Origin of the sequence: Bradyrhizobium sp. LMG 9283 (assembly GCF_045571415.1) — a bacterium.
GTDB lineage: Bacteria > Pseudomonadota > Alphaproteobacteria > Rhizobiales > Xanthobacteraceae > Bradyrhizobium.
The window spans coordinates 8,467,053-8,487,424 of sequence record NZ_CP120691.1; the positions used below are offsets into that span (position 1 = coordinate 8,467,053).

General features: G+C 65.1%; 18 protein-coding genes and 1 pseudogene. 5 read left to right on the top strand and 14 right to left on the bottom strand.

The window, feature by feature from the left end:
• Positions 1–571: 571 nt before the first annotated feature.
• On the top strand, positions 572–2,215 hold the full coding sequence (locus tag P6U29_RS39495) for a lysine--tRNA ligase (RefSeq protein WP_407115477.1): 1,644 nt from the start codon (positions 572–574) through the stop codon (positions 2,213–2,215).
• Here P6U29_RS39495 and P6U29_RS39500 read toward each other — a convergent pair.
• Both P6U29_RS39500 and P6U29_RS39505 read right to left on the bottom strand, forming a co-directional pair.
• Positions 2,211–2,318 (bottom strand): annotated as a pseudogene (locus tag P6U29_RS39500) (carbonic anhydrase family protein); the annotation flags it as partial. The gene P6U29_RS39495 and the pseudogene P6U29_RS39500 sit on opposite strands and share 5 nt — an antisense overlap.
• An 85-nt stretch (positions 2,319–2,403) precedes the next feature.
• Positions 2,404–3,060: a helix-turn-helix transcriptional regulator gene (locus P6U29_RS39505; RefSeq protein WP_407115478.1), complete on the bottom strand. Its 657-nt coding sequence runs from the start codon at positions 3,058–3,060 to the stop codon at positions 2,404–2,406.
• A gap of 295 nt (positions 3,061–3,355) precedes the next feature.
• On the opposite strand from P6U29_RS39505, the gene P6U29_RS39510 reads away from it, so the two are divergent.
• Positions 3,356–3,700, top strand: coding sequence for a DUF952 domain-containing protein (locus P6U29_RS39510; protein ID WP_407115479.1), 345 nt, complete (start codon positions 3,356–3,358; stop codon positions 3,698–3,700).
• Positions 3,697–4,794, top strand: coding sequence for a quinone-dependent dihydroorotate dehydrogenase (locus P6U29_RS39515; protein ID WP_407115480.1), 1,098 nt, complete (start codon positions 3,697–3,699; stop codon positions 4,792–4,794). The genes P6U29_RS39510 and P6U29_RS39515 overlap by 4 nt, the downstream gene beginning before the upstream one ends.
• A 124-nt stretch (positions 4,795–4,918) precedes the next feature.
• On the opposite strand, the gene P6U29_RS39520 is transcribed toward P6U29_RS39515, so the two are convergent.
• From P6U29_RS39520 to P6U29_RS39540, 5 genes are all read right to left on the bottom strand, one after another.
• Positions 4,919–6,244 carry an MATE family efflux transporter gene (locus P6U29_RS39520; RefSeq protein ID WP_407115481.1) on the bottom strand — a complete coding sequence of 442 codons (1,326 nt, stop codon included), beginning with the start codon at positions 6,242–6,244 and terminating at the stop codon, positions 4,919–4,921.
• A gap of 1 nt (position 6,245) precedes the next feature.
• Positions 6,246–6,980, bottom strand: coding sequence for an MBL fold metallo-hydrolase (locus P6U29_RS39525; RefSeq protein ID WP_407115482.1), 735 nt, complete (start codon positions 6,978–6,980; stop codon positions 6,246–6,248).
• Between the two features lie 27 nt (positions 6,981–7,007).
• Positions 7,008–7,313, bottom strand: coding sequence for a DUF6460 domain-containing protein (locus tag P6U29_RS39530; protein ID WP_407115483.1), 306 nt, complete (start codon positions 7,311–7,313; stop codon positions 7,008–7,010).
• A gap of 307 nt (positions 7,314–7,620) precedes the next feature.
• Positions 7,621–9,282 (bottom strand): ATP-dependent DNA ligase, encoded by a 1,662-nt coding sequence (locus tag P6U29_RS39535; protein ID WP_407115484.1) that lies wholly within the window; start codon positions 9,280–9,282, stop codon positions 7,621–7,623.
• Positions 9,279–10,316 carry a ligase-associated DNA damage response exonuclease gene (locus P6U29_RS39540; protein ID WP_407115485.1) on the bottom strand — a complete coding sequence of 346 codons (1,038 nt, stop codon included), beginning with the start codon at positions 10,314–10,316 and terminating at the stop codon, positions 9,279–9,281. Before P6U29_RS39540 ends, P6U29_RS39535 begins: the two co-directional genes overlap by 4 nt.
• 64 nt (positions 10,317–10,380) lie before the next feature.
• On the opposite strand from P6U29_RS39540, the gene P6U29_RS39545 reads away from it, so the two are divergent.
• Both P6U29_RS39545 and P6U29_RS39550 read left to right on the top strand, forming a co-directional pair.
• Complete coding sequence (locus P6U29_RS39545) at positions 10,381–11,307, top strand: methyltransferase domain-containing protein (protein WP_407115486.1); 927 nt, start codon at positions 10,381–10,383, stop codon at positions 11,305–11,307.
• Positions 11,308–11,423: 116 nt separating this feature from the next.
• Positions 11,424–12,653 carry an ABC transporter substrate-binding protein gene (locus P6U29_RS39550; protein WP_407115487.1) on the top strand — a complete coding sequence of 410 codons (1,230 nt, stop codon included), beginning with the start codon at positions 11,424–11,426 and terminating at the stop codon, positions 12,651–12,653.
• 64 nt (positions 12,654–12,717) lie between these two features.
• On the opposite strand, the gene P6U29_RS39555 is transcribed toward P6U29_RS39550, so the two are convergent.
• The 7 genes from P6U29_RS39555 to xylB form a co-directional block, all read right to left on the bottom strand.
• On the bottom strand, positions 12,718–13,569 hold the full coding sequence (locus P6U29_RS39555) for an amidohydrolase family protein (protein ID WP_407115488.1): 852 nt from the start codon (positions 13,567–13,569) through the stop codon (positions 12,718–12,720).
• Positions 13,570–13,572: 3 nt separating this feature from the next.
• On the bottom strand, positions 13,573–14,550 hold the full coding sequence (locus P6U29_RS39560) for an aldo/keto reductase (protein WP_407115489.1): 978 nt from the start codon (positions 14,548–14,550) through the stop codon (positions 13,573–13,575).
• 102 nt (positions 14,551–14,652) lie between these two features.
• Positions 14,653–15,585, bottom strand: a complete 933-nt coding sequence (locus P6U29_RS39565) for a sugar-binding protein (RefSeq protein WP_407115490.1) — start codon at positions 15,583–15,585, stop codon at positions 14,653–14,655.
• A 94-nt stretch (positions 15,586–15,679) separates the two neighbouring features.
• Entirely contained in the window at positions 15,680–16,762 is a 1,083-nt protein-coding gene (locus P6U29_RS39570; RefSeq protein ID WP_407115491.1) for an ABC transporter permease, read from the bottom strand.
• Complete coding sequence (locus P6U29_RS39575) at positions 16,762–17,520, bottom strand: ATP-binding cassette domain-containing protein (RefSeq protein WP_407115492.1); 759 nt, start codon at positions 17,518–17,520, stop codon at positions 16,762–16,764. Before P6U29_RS39575 ends, P6U29_RS39570 begins: the two co-directional genes overlap by 1 nt.
• 12 nt (positions 17,521–17,532) lie before the next feature.
• The gene (gene xylA / locus P6U29_RS39580; protein ID WP_407115493.1) at positions 17,533–18,855 is read right to left on the bottom strand and encodes a xylose isomerase; all 1,323 of its coding nucleotides are present in this window, start codon (positions 18,853–18,855) and stop codon (positions 17,533–17,535) included.
• On the bottom strand, positions 18,856–20,310 hold the full coding sequence (xylB, locus tag P6U29_RS39585; protein ID WP_407115494.1) for a xylulokinase: 1,455 nt from the start codon (positions 20,308–20,310) through the stop codon (positions 18,856–18,858).
• Positions 20,311–20,372 lie beyond the last annotated feature (62 nt).

Genomic DNA, 20,372 nt, shown 5'->3' on the forward strand with positions numbered 1-20,372 from the left:
CAAAACCAATCCGCCGAGGTTGATCAGCCTCGGCCGATCCGGGTGGACGAACCGATGGATTGCATGGCTTCAAACGCCGTAACGAAGAAGGGTCTCGTCCTCTCGAGCCTGCCCGCCGCAAGCGGAATGTTGGTGCAGTTGCCACCGCGCAACGACCGAATGTGAGTTTGATCTGGCATGCAAACCAGATTGCCAAAACCGGCTCGACCCTTGGATCGCCAACCATAGGAGTAGTTCACGCCGCACTTCCCGACCTAACGAGCCTGAAGGCGTGCTCGCTCAGGTCAAGACCAAGCCGCTTCGCGGCGGCCCTCACGGGCCGGTCTTGACCTGATCTGCGCGCGCCATCCGAAAAGTTCCGCGGTCGGGACGAAGAGCTGGCCTGCAATCGAACAAAGAGCTGACCATAAATCTTGACACATCAAATCCCCATGTGAGCAATCCAGACTGGCACTGCGGAAACAGTCTGGATTGCTTCGCTTCGCTCGCAATGACGGTGTGTGAGGCAACACCGTCCCACAAATTGCATTCTGCCCGGAAATCGCTATTTTCCGCGGCCCGGAGGCCCCTGATGTCCGTTATCGATCTTGCCGCGAACCCGAGCGACCTGCGTGCGCTCGCCGAACAATCCAACGCCTGGCCGTTCGAGCAGGCGAAGGCCATTGTCGCGCGGCTGAAGAAAAGCCCGAAGGACGAGGTGCTGTTCGAGACCGGCTACGGCCCGTCAGGCCTGCCGCATATCGGCACGTTCGGTGAGGTCGCGCGCACCTCGATGGTGCGCCATGCCTTCCGCGTGCTGACCGAGGACAAGATCAAGACGCGCCTGCTCGCTTTCTCCGACGATATGGACGGATTTCGGAAAGTGCCCGACAACGTCCCCAACAAGGAGATGCTGGCGGAGCACCTCGGCAAGCCGCTGACGCGGGTGCCGGATCCGTTCTCCAACGAGTACCCGTCGTTCGGCCACCACAACAATGCGCGGCTGCGCGCCTTCCTCGATCATTTCGGCTTCGACTACGAGTTCGCGAGCTCGACCGACTACTACACGTCCGGCCGCTTCGATGCGACGCTGCTGAAGATGCTCGCCGCCTACGACAAGATCATGGCGATCATCCTGCCGACGCTGGGGCCGGACCGCCGCGCAACGTACTCCCCGTTCCTGCCGATCAGCAAGACCACGGGCGTCGTGCTGCAGGTGCCGATGATCCGCCGCGACGTCGCGGCCGGCACCGTGACCTATGTCGATCCAGACACAAATCAGGAAGTCGAGACGACCGTCACCGGCGGCAACGTCAAATGCCAGTGGAAGGCCGATTGGGCGATGCGCTGGGTTGCGCTCGGCGTCGACTACGAGATGGCCGGCAAGGATCTGATCGATTCCGTGAAGCTCTCCGGCGCCATCGCGAAGGCGCTCGGCGGCACGCCGCCCGAGGGCTTCAACTACGAGCTCTTCCTCGACGAGAAGGGCCAGAAGATCTCGAAGTCGAAGGGCAACGGCCTCACCATCGACGAATGGCTGCGCTACGCCTCGCCGGAATCGCTGTCGCTGTTCATGTATCGCGAGCCGAAGGCGGCCAAGCGGCTGTATTTTGATGTCATCCCGCGCAATGTCGACGACTACCAGCAGTTCCTCGACGGCTTTGTTAGGCAGGACGGCAAGCAGCAGCTTGGCAATCCGGTCTGGCACATCCACAACGGCAAGCCGCCGAAGGGCGACATGCCCGTCACGTTCCAGCTGCTGCTCACGCTGGTGTCGTCGTCGAATGCGGAGAACGCCGAGACGCTATGGGGTTTCATCGGCCGCTATCGTCCCGGCGTGACGCCACAGACGCATCCGAAGCTGGATGCGATGGTCGGCTACGCCATCAACTACTATCGGGATTTCGTCGCGCCGACGAAGCAGTTCCGCGTACCAACAGATAGCGAGCGTGCGGCGCTCCAGGATCTGCGCGATGCGCTGTCGCAGCTGGCGCAGGATGCCTCGGCCGAGGATATTCAGAACGTCGTCTACGAGATCGGCCGCCGCGAGCCGTTCCTCGACCAGGTCAAGAAAGGCAAGGACGGCCGCCCGGGCGTCACGCTGGACTGGTTCAACATGCTCTACCAGGTGCTGCTCGGCCAGGAGAAGGGCCCGCGCTTCGGCTCTTTCGTCGCGGTGTACGGCGTGCAGAACGCGGTGAACATGATCGACGGTGCGCTGGCAAGGAGCGCGTGAGGTAGAGCCACTCGACGATCTCCGAGCAAGGCGGCGTCCTCAGCGAACCGGGATAGCGGAAATAGCTGAGCTTCGGTGGCAGCATGGCGTGGGGATCGTGCGAGAGGGGCAATGTGTCGCAAGGTCGCGGCAGACAAAATGCGGCCTGGCTGATGTCGTCACTTGATCACGACGCCGGCGGGAAACGATCACTGGCTTGCCCACAGGATGCGCGCAATCCACGCGACATCACCGGCCGCCATCGTGCGATCGGCCTGTGCCCCATCGAGCGGCTCGAGTTCCAGCGCCTTTGCAGTGCGGCGCTTCAGCGTCGCGATCGTCATCTCACCCGCTTTGCTCCTCACCACCACGCGATCGCCTTTGCGGATCGGCGCGCCAGGTGAGACCAGGACGATGTCGCCGTCGCGATAGACAGGCGCAAGCGCATGCCCGGAAATCTCCAGCGCAAACGTGTGGCTGTCCTCAGAGGTGGGAAGCGCGATTTCGGTCCAGCCCCTGCCGGATGGAAGGCCGGCCTCGTCGAAAGCGCCGCTCGTTCCGGCCTGCGCGAGACCGAGCAGCGGCACCGAGCGGCCCTCGCCCGCGCGGTCGTCGTCAATCAATTTGGCAAAGCCGTCGATCGAGGCGTCGGCCGCGGCAAGCGCCTTTGCGATCGATTCGGTCGAGGGCCAGCGCTCGCGGCCGTCGGCAGTCACGCGCTTGGACCTGTTGAAAGTGGTGGGGTCGAGCCCGGCACGCTTGGCGAGGCCAGACGGCGACAATCCGGCGCGCGCGGCCAGCCGATCCAGCGCGGCCCAGATCTGGCCGTGAGTCAGCATCCTCTGCGCTTTGGCCTGTCTGACCATGGAAGGTCCAGCCTGTCGCAACTCAGGAAAACTGTCCTCAAATCAACCGGTTTTCCGTTTTTCGCGCAAGGGGCCGCGGGAGAAAGCGTTTTCAAGCGAAATGAGTATCGGTTCGCGTCAGGAAAACGCGTCAAAACAGGAATCTAGAGCCCCGTTTCCGATTTCATCGGAACGGAAAAGGCTCTAGGTCTTGAGTTCGGAAGGGACGGCCTTTACGGTCGCGCCCGGGTTTTGAGGACCCGCGAGAGACGAAAAAACCCAAAAGACTCAAAGAACAAACAAGGCTGCGTAAGCGGTGGTCAAGATCTACAAAATCTGTCCGGCCTCGGCCTGGCGCGAGGCGGAACGGCAGGGTGTCTACCTTGGCAGCGCGGATGACGCGCGCGACGGGTTCATCCATTTCTCGACCGCCGCCCAGGTTCCCGAAACGCTGCGCAAGCATTATTTCGGACAGCGCGCGCTGTTCCTGGTCGAGGTCGACGGCGATGCGCTGGGCAGCGAGCTGCGCTGGGAACGCTCGCGCAACGACGAGCTCTTCCCGCACCTCTATGGCGAGCTCGATCTCGGCGCGGTGATCGCGGTGATGAACCTCAACATGCACTCCGACGGAAGTCACGACGTTCCGGAGCTCGCCCCGTGATCCGTGCGTTCGACGCCTTTTCGCTGCCGGTCCTCCGCTGGCTCGATCCCGAGGACGCGCATCGCCTGGCGATCCAGGGCCTGCGTTTCCTGCCGCCGGTCAAGCCGCGTGCCGACGATCCCAAGCTTGCGGTACGCGCCTTTGGGCTGAACTTTCCCAATCCGATCGGCATGGCCGCGGGCTTCGACAAGAGCGCCGAGGTGCCGGACGCGCTGCTGCGGCTCGGATTCGGCTTCGTCGAGATCGGCTCGGTGACGCCGAAGCCGCAAGAAGGCAATCCGCGACCGCGGCTGTTCCGGCTCGAGCGCGACGAGGCGATCATCAACCGCATGGGTTTCAACAATGACGGCGCGGAGGCAGCTCTGCGCCGGCTTGCGGCGCGCGTGCAGCACGGCGGCATCGTCGGCGTCAATGTCGGCGCCAACAAGAATACGCCGGACCGCGTCGCCGACTACGTCAAGCTGATCGAGACCTTTGCGCCGGTGGCGAGCTATTTCACCGTCAACGTCTCCTCGCCGAACACGCCGGGCCTGCGCAATTTGCAGGAAGGCGCGCTGCTCGATGACCTCCTCGCACGCGTGATCGACGCCCGCGAGCGGATGCGTCAGAAGGCCGGCGACACGCCGGTGCTGCTCAAGATCGCGCCGGATTTGAGCCTTGCCCAGCTCGACGACGTGGTGCAGGTCGCGCGCTCGCGCCGGGTCGACGGCATGATCGTGTCGAACACCACGATCGCGCGGCCGAGCACGTTGCGCGAGGAGTCGCGGGCGAAGGAGCAAGGCGGCCTGTCCGGCCGGCCGCTGTTCCGCCTGTCGACGCGGATGGTCGCGGAAACCTATGTGCGCGTCGAGGGCGCGTTCCCGCTGATCGGCGTCGGCGGCGTCGACTCGGGCGGCGCCGCGCTGACGAAGATCCGTGCCGGCGCCAGCCTGATCCAGCTCTACTCATCGCTGGTGTACAAGGGTCTCGGCCTCGTCGACGAGATCAAGCGCGACTTGACCTCGACCCTGCTGCGCACCGGGCGTGACTCGCTCTCCGAGATCGTCGGCGCGGATGCGGCGACACTCACCGCGGAAGACTGGCCGAGGATGTAGGCCTCGTGCCCCGGATGCAGCGCAGCGCTCCTTCAGCGGTGCGCTGCAGAGCCGGGGCCATACCTGCTGGGTCCCGGCTCTGCGTCGCGTCATTTCATGCCGCGCCGCGTCCGGGACACGACGGCTAGATTTTCGAAAACGTCGCCCCGTAGAGCGCCGGATAGCGCGCGCCCTGCAAGCCGCCGCGGGCGACATAGAACGCGATCAGCGCGCTCCACAGGCCAGCATTGCCGAACGATTGCAGCGCCAGCCAGAAGCCGAAAAAGATCGCCAGCGATAGCAGCATCAGATTGCGCATCTCGCGCGCCCAGGTCGCGCCGACATAGATGCCGTCGAAGCCGAAGGCGAACACGCCGGGGATGGGCGCAAGCACGATGAACGGCAGGAAGTCGCGCGCGGCGCGGCGGACGTCCTCACTCGCCGTCATGACATTGATCAGTGCTGGCCCGAACAGCGCGAACAGCACCGCGACGACCAGCGCGAAGCCGAGGCCCCAGAGCAGCACCAGCCGCATCGAATCCGCAAAGCCTTTTGGATCGCGCGCGCCAAAGGTGCGGCCGCAGAGCTGCTGGGCTGCGTTGGCGAGGCCGTCGAGAAAGAAGGCGCTGACCAGGAGGAAATTGTTGAGCACGGAATTCGCCGCCAGCGTGACGTCGCCGGCACGTGCGCCCTTGGCGGTGAAGAACAGGAACACGGCGATCAGCGCCCCAGTGCGGATCATGATGTCGGAATTCACCGCCAGCAGCCGCATCAGCTTTGCGCGATCGAACAGCGTTGCGCGAGGCACGTTGAAGCCACCGGCCGCATAGCGACGGCAGACGATCACGCCCAACACGAAGCCTGTCGTCTCCGACAGCAGCGCGGCGATCGCCGCGCCGGCGATGCCGGTGTCGTAGACCAGCACCAGCAGGATCGTCGCCACCATATTGATGAGGTTGATGACGACCTGAAGCGCGAGCGCCGGATTGGCGCGGGCCTTCCCGACCAGCCAGCCCAGGATGACGTAATTGGCGAAGGCGAAGGGCGAGGACCAGATCCGGATCATGAAATACGTCTTCGCGGCCTGCGTCACGCCCGCGCTGCCGCCCATCAGGTCGAACAGCACGCCCGTCAGCGGCAATTGCAGCGCGATCAGCGCGGTGCCGATCAGGCCGGCAACGATGAAGCCACGCACCAAGATCGCGGTCTGCTCGCGCGTCTCGCCGGCGCCGAGCGCCTGCGCGGTGAAGGCGAGCGTGCTCATGCGCAGGAAGCCGAACAGCCAGAACAGGCAGTCGAAGATGACGGAGGCCATCGCGACGCCGCCGAGCAGCGCGGCATCGTCGAGCCGGCCGATCGCGGTGGTCGAGACCACGCCGATCAGCGGCGTGGTCAGATTCGCGACCATCGCGGGACCTGCGATGGCGAACACCTGGCGGGAGCCTATCCTGGGATGAACCGGTGCGTGCATGTCAGAACACGAGCACCATGCCGTCTTCGGCGGCGAGGTGTTCGATTTCATCCAGACGCGACAGCATGTCGTCGCTCATATGGGTGAGGACGAGTCGCTTAGCGCCGATGTCGGGCAGATGCTGTTCCAAGGTCTTCAGGCTGAGATGGTTCTTGACCACCTTCTCGTACATATAGGCCTCGGCAATGAAAAGGTCCGCGCCATGCGCCAGCGGAATGAGCGTCTCCGTCCATTCGGTGTCGGCGCTGTAGGCAAGCGTGCGGCCCTCGGCCTCGACGCGATAGGCGAGGAAGGGCCCGCCGGATTCGCCGTGCACCACCGGGTAGGGTGTCACCGTCACGGCGCCGAAGCTTTGGCTTTGCTCCGGTGCGAGTTCGATTACATTGAGCTCGAAGCGCTGCTTGGTCTTGGAGGAATGCTCGAACAGCGCTTCCATCACCTCGCGCAGCCGCGTCTCGATGCCCTGCGGGCCCGCGATGGTCAGCGGCCGCGTCCGCCGCGAGAATTGCGCGTCGAGCAGGAAGAAGGGCAGCCCGGCAAAATGATCGCCGTGGAAATGCGTGACGAGGATCAGATCGATCTCGTTGCGCTCGATCTCGAGCCGCTTCAGCGCCGGCAGCGCCGACGCACCGCAATCGATCAGGAAGTTGGCTTCACGCCCCGAGATATGGAAGCAGGTGTTGAGCCTCCCGCCGGAGCCGAAGGCGTCACCGCAGCCGACGAAACGCAGTTGCATCGGCTGCGCACTCCCTCAATCAAATCCTCACCGGCCGCGCGGCGCGCCGAACACGCGCGACAGCAGCCAGATCGGAATCACGATGACCGCGCCGAGCAGGAAGTAGCGCCACAGCCAGTTCACCGCATCGAAGCCGAGATCCCACAGACGCTGGAACAAGAGACGAATGCTGTAGATGATGTTCCAGGGGTCGAAGCCGATTGCGGCCAGCACGACGCCGACCAGGATCGAGAGCAGGACCAGCCGGAACGCGACCGAAAGCGGGGAGCCGCCGAGAAAGCGGTGCAAGCCGTCGCTGCGGCCGGCCGGCAAATCTCTGACGTCTTGGACCATCGCAAACTCCTCGGGGGATTCGACCCCCATTATAGGGCACGGCGAGGCACATGGGGAACCCGAGAGGACGCGTCAATCGGGTTACCGGAGTTTAATTCGCGCGGTGCGTCAGGACTTCGATTTGGGTGCGTCAACGGCCGCGGGCTCGGTCCACCTCTCCCGCTTGCGGGGGAGGTCGGCGAGTGGCGCCGGGTGGGGGCTCTCTCCTCTGGGGGAATCCCACTGCGCAGACACCCTCTCCCCAACCCTCTCGCATGCGGGAGAGGGGGCCTACCGCCTTCGTAGCGGCAATCGAGCTTCATCTTCTTCACACCTCAATCTCCGCCGCTTCCGCCTTCAGCATCCTCTCCAACGTCTCCAGCCGATCTGCCTCCCGCGGAGGCTTGTCCCAGCGCAGGCGGCTGATGCGGGGAAAGCGCATGGCGACGCCGGATTTGTGCCGTGGCGAACGTTGCAGCCCTTCGAAAGCGACTTCCAGCACCAGGCCTTTGTCCGGCTCATGCACAACATGGCGGACGGGGCCGAATTTTTCGGTGGTGTTGCGGCGGACGAAGCGGTCGATCTGTAAGAGCTCCTCGTCGGTGAAGCCAAAATAGGCCTTGCCGACCGGGACCAGCTCGTCGCCGCTCTCACCCTCGGTCCAGACGCCAAAGGTGTAGTCGGAGTAGTAGGACGAGCGCTTGCCGTGGCCGCGCTGCGCATACATCAGCACGGCATCGATGATATGCGGATCGCGCTTCCACTTCCACCACTGGCCCTTTGGCCGCCCCGGCAGATAAGGCGCATCGCGCCGCTTCAGCATGACGCCTTCGACAGCATCGGCATCCTCGCCGGCGCCGGCGCTGGCGGGATTGGCGCGTGCCGCAGTGAGCGCGTCCCAGCTTGCGAAGGGAACAGTGGGCGACAGATCGATGCGGGGATCGTCGAGCTTCGCGACGAAGATCTCCAGCCGTTCGCGCCGCTCCACGAAAGGCAGCTCGCGGAGATCGTTCTCGTCGTCGCCGAGCAGATCATAGGCGCGCAAGTGAATCGGAAACTCCTTGATCAGCTTGGGTGAGACCACCTTGCGGTTCAGCCGCTGCTGCAGGACGTTGAAACTCTGCACGCGCCCCTCGCGCAGGATCAGAAGCTCGCCGTCGATGGCGCCGGGCAGGTGCAGCGACGGCACGAGATCCGGAAAGCTGCCGGTGATGTCCTCGCCGGTGCGCGAATAGAGCCGCGCCGTGATGTGGCCGCGGTCGTCGCGGCCCGCCACCGCCTGCACGCGGATGCCGTCCCATTTCCATTCGGCGATGTAGTCGGAGGGATCGAGCGTAGCGAAATCCGTGTCCTCGATTGCATGCGCCAGCATCACGGGCCGGAACGGCGCGGGATCGCGATTGACAGGTTTTTCGCCGCGACCTTCCAGCCAGGCGAACAGGTCGAGATAAGGCGGAGCTAGGCCCGGCCAGATCAGCTCAACCTCGTGCGGGTCCTTGTCGCCGAGTGCGGCGGCCGCGGTCTTGGCCAGCCGCGCGGAGATGCCGATGCGCATCGCGCCAGTGACGAGCTTGAGCAGCGCCCAGCGGCCGGTCTCGTCGAGCTCGTCAAGCCAGCGCGCCAGCTGTGCGGGCATTTCGGTCTTGCCGAGCGTGCGTAGTGTGGTGACGACTTCGGTCAGTGTCGGAGGCGGCGGATTGTTGTGTGCCGCCAGCGCGGCCTTCGGCCACATCAGCGCCACCGTCTCCGAGAGATCACCGACATAGTCGTAACTCAATCCGAACAGCACCGGATCGGCGCGCGCCGCGATCAGATCGCGGATCAGCCCAGGCTTGGCATGCTTGAAGCTGAGTGCGCCGGTCAGCGCCGCCAGCGCGTAGCCGCGGTCGGGATCGCCGACGTCGCGGAAATAGCCGGTGATCAGCCGCAGCTTGTTGTTGCGGCCGGGCTCATAGGCGAGGCGGTCCAGAAGCTCGGCGAAGCGGTTCATGCTTCGGCCTCGTCTTGAATGGGCGTTTCGCTCTCCTCCTCGTCGCCATAGCCGACGAGATCGAGCGGCCGCGCTTTCAGGCCTTTGCTCTGGCACCAATGCACCAGCGCATCTTCCTGGCCGTGCGTGACCCAGATCTCGCCCGCGCCGGTCGCGCCGATCGTGGCGGTGAGGCCGTCCCAATCGGCATGGTCGGAGATCACCAGCGGCAATTCCACGCCGCGCTGCCGCGCTCGGGCGCGCACGCGCATCCACCCCGAGGCGAAGGCGGTGACGGGATCTGGAAAGCGTCGCGTCCACAGATCGGATGTTGCCGACGGCGGCGCCAGTGTGATGGTGCCGGCGAGCGCCGCCTTCTTCACGCCTTTCGCGGGCCGCAACTCGCCAAGTTCGATGCCGCGGCTCTGATAGTAATGCGTGATCGTCTCCATTGCGCCATGAAGGTAGATCGGCGCGTCATAGCCGGCCGCACGGAGCAGCGCGATCACCCGCTGTGCCTTGCCGAGCGAATAGGCGCCGACAAGATGCGCGCGCTCGGGAAACAATGCGACGGAGGCGAGCAGCTTCTTCACCTCGTCGCTCGCATCGCCATGCCGGAACACCGGCAGCCCAAAGGTGGCCTCGGTGATGAAGACGTCGCAGGGCACCAGCTCGAACGGAGTGCAGGTCGGGTCAGGCGCGTCCTTGTAGTCGCCGGAGGCGACGATGCAGGTATCCTTAGCTGTCACCGCGATCTGCGCCGATCCCAGTACATGGCCGGCGGGGCGAAACTTGACGCTGACATCGCCGAGCCGGATCTCCTCGCCATAGCGGATCGCTTGCGTCGATCCGGCAAAATTCTCGCCATAGCGCAGGCGCATCATATCGAGCGTTTCCTGCGTCGCCAGCACCGCGCCATGACCGGCGCGGGCATGGTCGGAATGCCCGTGGGTGATCACGGCCCGCTCCACGGGACGGACAGGGTCGATATGGAAGCCGCCGGGCTTGCAGCACAGGCCGGCAGCAGTTGGCAGCAGGATGTCCTGGGGACGCATGCCTGATATATAGGCCCTGCCACCGCATCTTCGAGTCACTCGCATTTCGCTTCCTGGTTCCTCAATGCCCCTGCGCCTGTTCCTGACCTCCGGCGATCTCATGGCCGACCGCCGTTTCGAGTTCGCGCGCGACCTGCAGCTCAAGGGCGACCTGCCCGCCGCCGCGGACCTGCTGGAGCAGGCGATCGAGCTCGCGCCTGATTTCACCTCGGCCTGGTTCACGCTCGGCGAGATCCGTCAGCAGCTCGGCGAACGCGACAAGGCAATTGCGGCCTTCCGTGAAGCGCGGCGATCCGACCCCGAGGACCAGCACGGCGCCGGCCTGCACCTGATGCGGCTCGGCGACGCGGACATGGCGGAGATGCCCAAGGCCTATGTGCAGGCGCTGTTCGATCAATACGCGCCGCGCTTCGAGCACGCGCTGATCAACGATCTCGGCTACCGCGCGCCCGCGCTGATCTTCAAGGCGGTGCTGGCTGCGCGCGTCGCCGCCAAAAAGCCCGCCTACTTCAAGCGCACCATCGATCTCGGCTGCGGCACGGGTCTGGCGGCCGCCGCGTTCTCCAAGCAGGTCGACCATTTCATCGGCATCGACCTGTCGTCCGGCATGATCAAGGAGGCGCGCGCAACGAACCTCTATGCCGAGCTCGAAGTCGCCGACATGATCGAGGGGCTGCGCGGCAAGGCCGCCGCAAGCGCGAACCTCGTCGTCGCCGCGGATGCGTTCGTCTATCTCTCCGATCTCGCACCGGTGCTCAGCGAAGCCAGGCGCGTGCTCGTATCAGGTGGCGTACTCGCCTTCACGCTGGAGACGCATGATGGCAGCGGCGTCGTGCTCGGCGAAGGCCTGCGCTATGCCCATTCCGCGGAATATGTGCGCGGTGTCATCGCCAAGGCGGACCTCAAGCTGCTGACGTTAGAGCCGGCCTCGCCGCGCAACGAGAACAACGAGCCGGTGCGCGGCCTCGTCATCGTTGCCGAGAAAACTTGAGTCTAGGCGCTAACGCCCTTGCGATTTGAGCGTCATTGCGTCGCAAAGCTGCGACTTCCCACTTGCGAGCCGAGCTGCGATGCCAGCACAATGCGCTCGCTAGGGAGAAACAAATAATGACGAAGAATCCATCGCGGCGCGATTTTAGCGCCGGTGCACTCGCCGCCATCGCTGCATCCACATTGCCGGCGCCGTACGTCTGGGCCGCGGAGAAGAAATACGACGCGGGCGCCAGCGACACCGAGATCAAGATCGGGCAGACCGTGCCGCATTCCGGCCCCGGCTCGCTCTACGGCGTGCTCGGCCGCATCGGCGAGGCCTATTTCCAGATGCTGAACGAGAAGGGCGGCATCAACGGACGCAAGGTCAAGTTTCTCACCATGGACGATGCCTACAGCGCGCCGAAATGCGTCGAGGCGACGCGGCGCCTGGTCGAGCAGGAGGAGGTGCTGGCGCTCTACGGCTCGCTCGGCACCGCACCGCAGACCGCCGTACACAAATACCTGAACTCCAAGGGCGTGCCGCAGCTGCTGCTCAACACCGGCGCCTCGAAGTGGAACAATCCGAAAGAGTTCAAATGGACGATGGCGGGCCTGCCGCTCTATCCGACCGAGGCACGCATCCTGGCCCGGCACGTCGTCAGCGTGAAGCCGAATGCGAAGGTCGGCATCCTCTACCAGAACGACGATTTCGGCCGCGACTTCCTGGCACCGTTCAAGAAGGTGTTGGCCGATGCCGGCGGCACCGCGCAGGTGATCATGGAGCAGACCTACGATCTCACCGATCCGACCGTCGACTCCCAGCTCATCAATCTCTCGAAGTCGGGCGCCGACGTCTTCTACAACATCTCGACCGGCAAGGCGTCGTCGCAGTCGATCCGTAAAGTCGCCGAGCTCGGCTGGAAGCCGCTGCAATTGTTGTCAGCCGGCTCGACCGGACGCTCGATCCTCAATGCCGCGGGGCTAGAGAACTGCACCGGCATCGTCGCCATCCGCTATAACAAGGAGGTCGGCTTGCCGAAATGGGAGAAGGACCCTGACGTGATGGCGTTCGAAGAGCTGCGCAAGAAGTACCTGCCGAGCATCGACCCCGACAATACCATCGCCTTCGCCGGCTACGGCCAGGCCGTGACCATGGGCGAGATCCTGCGCCGCTGCGGCGGCGAGCTCACCCGCGCCAACGTGCTGAAGCAGGCATCGACGCTCGCGGGCTTCCACTCGCCCTATTTCCTCGATGGCGTCACCTATAGCTACACGCCCGAGAACTACACGCCGATGAAGACGCTGTTCATCTCCACCTTCACCGGCAAGGACTGGGACATCTCCGACAAGCCGATGTCGGAGTAGGGCTCCGCCGTTGCTTCCCCTCTCCTGCTCTGCCAGGAGAGGAGGAGGACGCCGGCGCTTCGCGCTAAGCCGCGACAGCCAGCCGATACGCCCGTGCCGCATTCACACCAAAAGCCTTGTCCCGCACCTGCGGGCCAAGCCTCGCCAGGCAGGCCTCCAGCGCGCTCTTGATCTCGCCATAGCTTCCCGCAAGCAGGCACACCGGCCAGTCCGAGCCGAAGATCAGCCTGTCCTCGCCGAAACTTTTTGCGGCGTGCTCGACGAACGGAAACAGCCGTTCCGCATCCCAGTCATTCCAGACCGCCTCGGTCGCAAGCCCTGAGATCTTGCACCAGACATTGCCGCAAGCAGCTAACGCGGCGATGCGGTCGGCCCATTCGTCGCTTCCACCGTCCGCGATCGGCGGCTTGGCGGCGTGATCGAGCACGAAGCGCGCTTGGGGAAATGCCTGCGCGGTTGCGATCGCCGACGGCAGCTCGCGGGGGCGAACGAGGAAATCATAAGCGAGATCGCGGGCGAATACAGCCGTGAGGCCGCGCTGGACGTCCTCGCGGAGCAGCCAATCGGGATCGGCCTCGTCGTGGACCTGGTGGCGGATGCCGACCAGCTTGCCGCCGCCCGGCAAGGCGCGCAGCCGGTCGAGCGTTTCGTCAAGCGCACCATCGGTCAGATCGGCCCAGCCGACCACGCCGACGACAAAGGGATGTGCCTGCGCGATGCGCAAGAACTGCTCCGTCTCCTCCAGCGCGGAGCGGCACTGCACCACGATGCTCGCGTCGACGCCGTTTGCCTTCAGCAACGGCGCGAGATCGGCAGGACCGAAAGCGCGACGAATTGGCGCGAGCTCGTCCGCCGCCATCCAGGGATAATCGGCGCGCGCCGGATCCCAGAAATGCTGGTGGCTGTCGATGATCATGCCTTACGCTCCGCCGGGAAGTGGCGCCCGCGCATCGACGAGCTTTCGTGCACGCAACTCCTGCCAGAACGCGGCGGGCACCGCCTTCTCCGACATCGCGATGTTGTCGGCGACTTCCGCGGCATTGCGCGCCCCTAGCACGGCGACCGTCACCGCCGGATGGGCCATGCAGAACTGCAGCGCGGCGGCCTTCAGCTCCGTGTCGTGCCTGCGGCAGAGTTCATCGAGCTCGAGCGCACGCGCGACGAGCGCCGCATCGGCATCCTGATAGTTGAACTTCGCGCCAGTTCGCGGATTGGCCAAAATGCCGCTGTTGTAGATGCCGCCGAGCAGGATGCCGATGTTCCTGGCCTGGCAGCGCGGAAACAGCGCGTCCAGCGCGCCCTGGTCGAGCAGGGTGTAGCGGCCGGCGAGCAGGAAGCAGTCGACCAGCACGGCCTCGGCAAAACGAACCGGCATTTCCGACTGGTTCATGCCGGCGCCGATCGCGCTGACCGTGCCATCGGAGCGCAGGCGCTGCAGCGCGCGGAAGGCGCCGGAAACGGCCTCGTCATAGTGATCGTCGGGATCGTGCACGAGCAGGACGTCGACGCGGTCGAGCCCAAGGCGCGTCAGGCTCTCCTCGACCGAGCGCATCACGCCGTCATAACTGAAATCGAACACCGGCCGTTCGCGCGGCGTGCCCTTGTAGTGCTCGTCCTCCGCAGCAGCGCCATCGGGGGCGCGCAGCAGGCGGCCGACTTTTGTCGAGATGGCATAGGAGTCGCGCGGCTGTTGCCGCAGGAACGTGCCGAGCCGCCTCTCCGCGAGGCCGAAGCCGTAGAGGGGCGCGGTATCAAAGAAGCGAATTCCCGCCGACCAGGCCCGCGCGATCGTCGCTTCCGCATCGGCGTCGCTGACGGGGCTGAACAATCCGCCGAGCGGGGCGGAACCGAGGCCGATTGAGGTGACGTCGAGAGGGCCGAGCCGCGAGCGTTTCATTCCCATTGCCTTACAATATTCCAACAGTCCAAAGATCATCTCTCCCGCTTGCGGCAAGCGCAAGCGGGAGAGGCACGCAGGAGCACGGGGCTGGCAGCGCTCCTACTTCAGCATCTGCGCGACGTTGTCCTTGGTGACGAGGTCGAGGCCGGTGTAGACGATCTCCGGCACCTTCTCGCCCTTCTTGATGGCGAGCAGCGTGTCCATCGCCTTCTCGCCCATCTCGAACGGACGTTGGCCGACCAGCGCATTGGCATAGCCGTCACGCAACAGCTCGAGTTGCATCTTCAGCGTATCGGCGACGACCAGCGTGAACTTGCCGGAATCGATGTCCTTCTTGTTGCGGGAAGCGAAGGCCTTGAAGCCTTCGGGGGCAAACATCGGCCAGCCGCCGATGGGAACGATGGCGGCGAGATCGGGCGTTGCCGTGCGCATGTCCGTCATCTGCTGGACCGCCAGCGCCGGATCGTCGTTGCAGAAGGTCGGGGAGCCCGCGACCTCGGTCCATTTCGAACCCTTCAGCGCCTCGCGCACGCCGTCGACACGCTCGGCAAGGTTCTTGGCGCCGGGACCGCCGGAAACCATCGCGTACTTTCCACCATCGGGCCGCATCTTCAGCAGCTGCTTGCCGAGGGCTAAGCCGAACTCCTTGTTGTTGGTGCCGATATAGGCGATCCGCTTGGAGCCTGGGGCATCCGCATCGAAGGTGATGACGGGGATGCCGGCGGCGGTTGCCGCCTCGATTGACTTGGTCATGGCCGCCACGTCGGCGACCGAGATCGCGAGGCCGTCAACCTTCTGGGTGATGAAGTCCTGGATGATCTGGGCCTGCGTCGCCGGCTCATGCTCCACCGGTCCCTTGTAGATGCACTCGATATTGCCCAGCTCCTTGGCGCGTTTCAGGCAGCCGTCGCGTGCAAAGTCGAAGAACGGGTTGTTCATAGCCTTCGGCACGATGACGAAGCGGTAGTTCGCAGCAAATGCCGGCGTCGCCATCATCGCAACGGCGATACCGGCAAGAAGAAGTTTCCTCATTATCTCCTCCACCCTTGTTTGGTGCCCATCCTCTCGAAAGTGCCCGGGAAGCGGACAGGCGGCATTTTGGTTGCCTTCCCGGGATGACGTCACGTCAGGTCATCCGCGAGCGGATGCGATCGACCAGCACGGCAAGAATGATGATCACGCCCACCAGCGTCTGCTGCCAGTAGGAGGAGACCTGCGCCAGCACGAGACCGTTGCGGATCACTTCCAGCAGTACGCAGCCGACGATGGCGCCAAGTGGGCCGCCGATGCCGCCGGCAAGGTTGGCGCCGCCGATCACGGCCGCGGCGATCACGTTGAGCTCATAGGATGTCGCCATGTTGGCCGGCGCCGATCCCAGCCAGCCGGAGATGATGATGCCCTGCAAGCCCGCGGCGAGCGCGCAGATCACATAGACCTCGATCTTCACCCGCACCACCGGAATGCCGGTGAGCTCCGCCGCCTTCTCATTGCCGCCGAGCGCGAACACATGGCGGCCGAACGACGTGTGGTGGAGCACCACCGCCATCGCCAGCGCGAGCATCACGAGATAGATGAAGGGCATGGGCACCCCGAGCACGTCGCCCGAGGTGAGCGCGTAAAAGTAGTCGGCGTCCGGGCCGCCCGGAAAACTGCCGCGACCATTGGAGACGACATAGCCGAGCCCGCGCACGATCGAGAGCATGCCGAGCGTGGTGACGAAGGGCGACAGGCCTAGCACTGCGATGCAGAAGCCGTTGACGAGACCCGCGATCAGCGCAACGCTGAGGCCCGCGGCTACGGAGATCACCAGGATCAGACCGGGTACGTTGGCGACCACCGTCTTGCCGTCGGCCGCCATGTGGACGAACAGCGAGGCGCCGAGCCCGCCGGGCGTCGACAGCTCGGTCATGACCATCGAGGTGATCATGGCGGAGAAGCACATCATCGAGCCGACCGAGAGGTCGATGCCGCCGGTGATGATCACGAAGGTGACGCCGAGCGTGGCGATGGCGATGAAGGAAAAATTCTTCGCCACGTTCTGCATGTTGCCTTCGGTGAAGAAATACGGACTGGCGAAATGCATGATCACCAGCAGCACCGCGAGCGCGAGCAGGACATAGCCGGTCTGCGAGGCGAAGATGCCGCGCTGCCACCATCTGATCCGGCCGACATTGGTGAAACTGATCGGGCTTTCCAAGGGCATGGCCATCACGCCGCCTCCTTCGCGCCGGTGATCAGGGCGGTGACCTCCTCAGGGGAGGTCTCGTGGATCGGCTTGTCGGCGCGCTTCTCGCCGCGGCGCATGACGACGACGCGGTCGCAGACCGCGAACACATCGGGCATGCGGTGCGAGATCAGCATCACCGCAACGCCCTGCTCCTTCAGCCGGTGGATCAGGCCGAGCACCTGCTCGACCTGGCGCACCGAGATCGCCGCGGTCGGCTCGTCCATCATCACCAGCCGCGCATTGGAGAGCCGGGTCCGCGCAATCGCGACCGCCTGGCGCTGGCCGCCCGACATCTGCTTGACGAGATCGTCGGGACGCGTCTCCGAGCGTAGCTCACCGAACAGCTCCAGCGCCCGCGCCGCCATCGCCTTGTGGTCGAGCAGCGCGATAGGTCCGAACTTGCGCTTCAGCTCGCGGCCGAGGAAGACGTTGGCCGCTGCCGTCAGATTGTCCGATAGAGCGAGGTCCTGGTAGACCACCTCGATGCCGACGGCGCGGGCATCGACGGGACGGTTGAAGTGAACCGCGCTCCCGGCAAAGCGGATCTCGCCATGGCTGGGGCGGAAATTGCCGGCGATGATCTTGACCAGGGTCGACTTGCCGGCGCCGTTGTCACCCATCAGGCCAACCACCTCGCCAGGGAAGACCTGCATGTCGACGTCGTGCAGCGCGCGGATCGCGCCGAACTCCTTGCCGATGCCGGAGAGCTCGAGGACCGGTGTTGCGTCAGCCTTTGCCATCAGCGGTCTTCCTCAGACATAGCGGTTGACCAGGGATTCCAGATATTCCTGCCGACCCGAGCGCGGCTGCGGGTCGAAGCCGGGGGCGAGCGCACGGTCGGCGAGATCGGCGAGCGAACGCTGGCCGCCGAGAATGGCCCTGCCCTCAGGCCCAGCCCACCCCTCATAACGTTTGGCAAGGGGTGTGGTGAGAACGCCGGCGTCGAGCATGTCGGCGGCGGCGAGGAAGGCACGCGCGCAGGCGTCCATCGAGCCGACATGGGCATGGATCAGATCATCGGGGTCGATCGACTGGCGGCGGATCTTGGCATCGAAATTGAGCCCGCCCGTGGTGAAGCCGCCGCGGTTCAGGATCTCGTGGAACACCAAGGCAAGCTCCGGCACGTTCATTGCGAACTGGTCGGTGTCCCAGCCGAGCAGATCGTCGCCACGGTTGATATCGAGCGAGCCGAACACGCCGAGCGCCTCGGCCAGCGCGACTTCGTGATGGAAGGAGTGGCCGGCGAGGATGGCGTGGTTCTGCTCGATGTTGAGCTTGACGTCGTTGAGGAGATCGTAGCGTTCGAGGAAACCGTAGCAGGTGGCGACGTCGAAGTCGTATTGATGCTTGGTCGGCTCCTTCGGCTTCGGCTCGATCAGGATCGGCCCCTCGAAACCTATTCTGTGCTTGTGCTCGACGACGAGCGAGACGAAACGGCCGAGCTGGTCGAGCTCGCGCTTGAGATCGGTGTTGAGCAGCGTCTCGTAGCCCTCGCGCCCGCCCCATAGCACGTAGTTCTGGCCACCGAGCCGGTGCGTCACCTCCAGCGCGGCGCGGACCTGGCCGGCAGCATAGGTGAAGATGTCGGGGTCGGGATTGGTCGCGGCGCCCGCCATGTAGCGGCGATGCGTGAACAGGTTCGCGGTACCCCAGAGCAGGCGGACCTTTGCCGAGGCCATCTTCGCCTCGAACAGATCGGCGATCGCGTTGAGATTGGCGACGGATTCCGCAAGCGAGCTGCCTTCCGGCGCGGCATCGACATCGTGGAAGGTGAAGAAGGGTACGTCCAGCAGGCGGAACAACTCGAAGGCGACATCGGCCTTGGCCCGCGCCATCGCCATCGGATCGGTGCCGTGGTGCCAGTGCCGCAAAAAGGTCTCGCCCCCGAAGGGATCACCGCCGGGCCAGCAGAAGGAGTGCCAATAGCACACCGCAAAGCGCAGATGGTCCTCGAGCCGGCGGCCATGCACGAGGCGGTCCTTGTCGTACCAGCGGAAGGCGGGCGCGTTCGCCGCATCCTTGCCAGCGAAGGCTATGGGCGTGCTTGCATCGAAGAATTTGGCTGACACGTTCACTTAAACAGACTCCTTCAATGCGGGATAAAGTGCGCGCCAGCGACGATAGGCCTCGTCATAGGCCGCAGTTACAGATGCGCGGGGCGTCAAGCTCGCAAGCCGCCGCGGACGGGTGCAGACGTCCGCGGGATCTTCCCCGGTCGCGGCAAGCCGGCCGAGCCGCGCGGCGCCGAGTGCGGCTCCGACCTCACCTTCCTCGACGCGGTGGACGGGAATGCCGAGCACATCGGCGCAGATCTGCGCCCACAGCGGCGAGCGCGAGCCGCCGCCGACGAGAGCGACCTCGGCAATCGGCCCACTCGCCGCGCGCAGCGCCGCCAGATTGTCGCGCGCGGCGAAGGCGACGCCTTCGAGCACGGCCTGCACGATCTGGGCGCGCCCGGTCGCGCCGCGCAAGCCGACGAAGGCGCCGCTGGCGATGGCATCGTTGTGCGGCGTGCGCTCGCCGTCGAGATAGGGCAGGAATTTGATCGGGCTTGGGCCATCGACGCGCTCGCCGAGCGGCGCCAGCAGCGCTGCGGCCGGCGTCTCCATCACGCCAGACAGCCAAGCGAGTGACGCCGCAGCCGACAGCATCACGCCCATCTGGTGCCAGAGGCCGGGTAGCGCGTGACAGAACGCATGCACGGCCGAAGCCGGCGCCGGGGCGAAGCGATCGGTGACGCGGAATAGGACACCCGACGTTCCCAGCGACAGGAAGGCGTCGCCCGGCGCGATCGCGCCGAGCCCGATCGCGCTCGCCGCATTGTCGCCGGCGCCGCCGGCGACAATGACATCTTTCGCCATGCCCCAGCGCTGCGCGTAGTCCGGCGCGAGCACCGCGCTCACCGCGCTGCCCTCGACGAGGCGCGGCATGTGATGCAGATCCAGCCCGGTGGCATGCAGCAGCAGGGCTGACCAGCGGCGTAGACCGACATCCAGCCACAGCGTGCCGGCCGCATCCGACATATCCTCGACCATCTCACCGGTGAGGCGATAGCGGACATAGGCTTTCGGCAGCAGCACCTTTGCCACGCTGTCGAAGATCTTCGGCTCATGCCGCGCCACCCAGAGCAGTTTTGGCGCGGTGAAGCCGGGCATCGCCAGATTGCCGGCGATCGCGTGTAGCGAGGGACAGCGCCGCTCCAGCGCGGCGCATTCGGCCTGCGAGCGGCCGTCATTCCAGAGAATGGCCGGGCGCAGTGGCCGGCCGTCCTCGCCAAGCAGCGTCGCGCCATGCATCTGACCTGACAGCCCGATGCCACGAACCTGCGCGACCTCGCGCGCATGGCGCGCGGCGAGATCGTCGACTGCGCCGATCGTCGCATCGACCCAGGCATCGGGGTCCTGCTCGGACCACAGCGGCACGGGGTGCGACAGCGCAAGCTCGCGCGCCGCCGTCGCGACGACCGCGCCAGCTTCGCTCACGAGCACCGCTTTCACACCGGATGTGCCGATGTCGATTCCGAGATACACGTCATCCTCCCTTTCGCCTGCTGCGGTGCGCGATCTTGCGTCGCTTTCCCCCGCAGCGGGCC

Bases quoted from the DNA above. Each gene is read 5' to 3' on its own strand.
- P6U29_RS39495 (WP_407115477.1), top strand. From the start codon at position 572: ATGTCCGTTATCGATCTTGCCGCGAACCCGAGCGACCTGCGTGCGCTC.
- P6U29_RS39505 (WP_407115478.1), bottom strand. From the start codon at position 3,060: ATGGTCAGACAGGCCAAAGCGCAGAGGATGCTGACTCACGGCCAGATC.
- P6U29_RS39520 (WP_407115481.1), bottom strand. From the start codon at position 6,244: ATGCACGCACCGGTTCATCCCAGGATAGGCTCCCGCCAGGTGTTCGCC.
- P6U29_RS39525 (WP_407115482.1), bottom strand. From the start codon at position 6,980: ATGCAACTGCGTTTCGTCGGCTGCGGTGACGCCTTCGGCTCCGGCGGG.
- P6U29_RS39530 (WP_407115483.1), bottom strand. From the start codon at position 7,313: ATGGTCCAAGACGTCAGAGATTTGCCGGCCGGCCGCAGCGACGGCTTG.
- P6U29_RS39535 (WP_407115484.1), bottom strand. From the start codon at position 9,282: ATGAACCGCTTCGCCGAGCTTCTGGACCGCCTCGCCTATGAGCCCGGC.
- P6U29_RS39540 (WP_407115485.1), bottom strand. From the start codon at position 10,316: ATGCGTCCCCAGGACATCCTGCTGCCAACTGCTGCCGGCCTGTGCTGC.
- P6U29_RS39545 (WP_407115486.1), top strand. From the start codon at position 10,381: ATGCCCCTGCGCCTGTTCCTGACCTCCGGCGATCTCATGGCCGACCGC.
- P6U29_RS39550 (WP_407115487.1), top strand. From the start codon at position 11,424: ATGACGAAGAATCCATCGCGGCGCGATTTTAGCGCCGGTGCACTCGCC.
- P6U29_RS39555 (WP_407115488.1), bottom strand. From the start codon at position 13,569: ATGATCATCGACAGCCACCAGCATTTCTGGGATCCGGCGCGCGCCGAT.
- P6U29_RS39560 (WP_407115489.1), bottom strand. From the start codon at position 14,550: ATGAAACGCTCGCGGCTCGGCCCTCTCGACGTCACCTCAATCGGCCTC.
- P6U29_RS39565 (WP_407115490.1), bottom strand. From the start codon at position 15,585: ATGAGGAAACTTCTTCTTGCCGGTATCGCCGTTGCGATGATGGCGACG.
- P6U29_RS39570 (WP_407115491.1), bottom strand. From the start codon at position 16,762: ATGGCCATGCCCTTGGAAAGCCCGATCAGTTTCACCAATGTCGGCCGG.
- P6U29_RS39575 (WP_407115492.1), bottom strand. From the start codon at position 17,520: ATGGCAAAGGCTGACGCAACACCGGTCCTCGAGCTCTCCGGCATCGGC.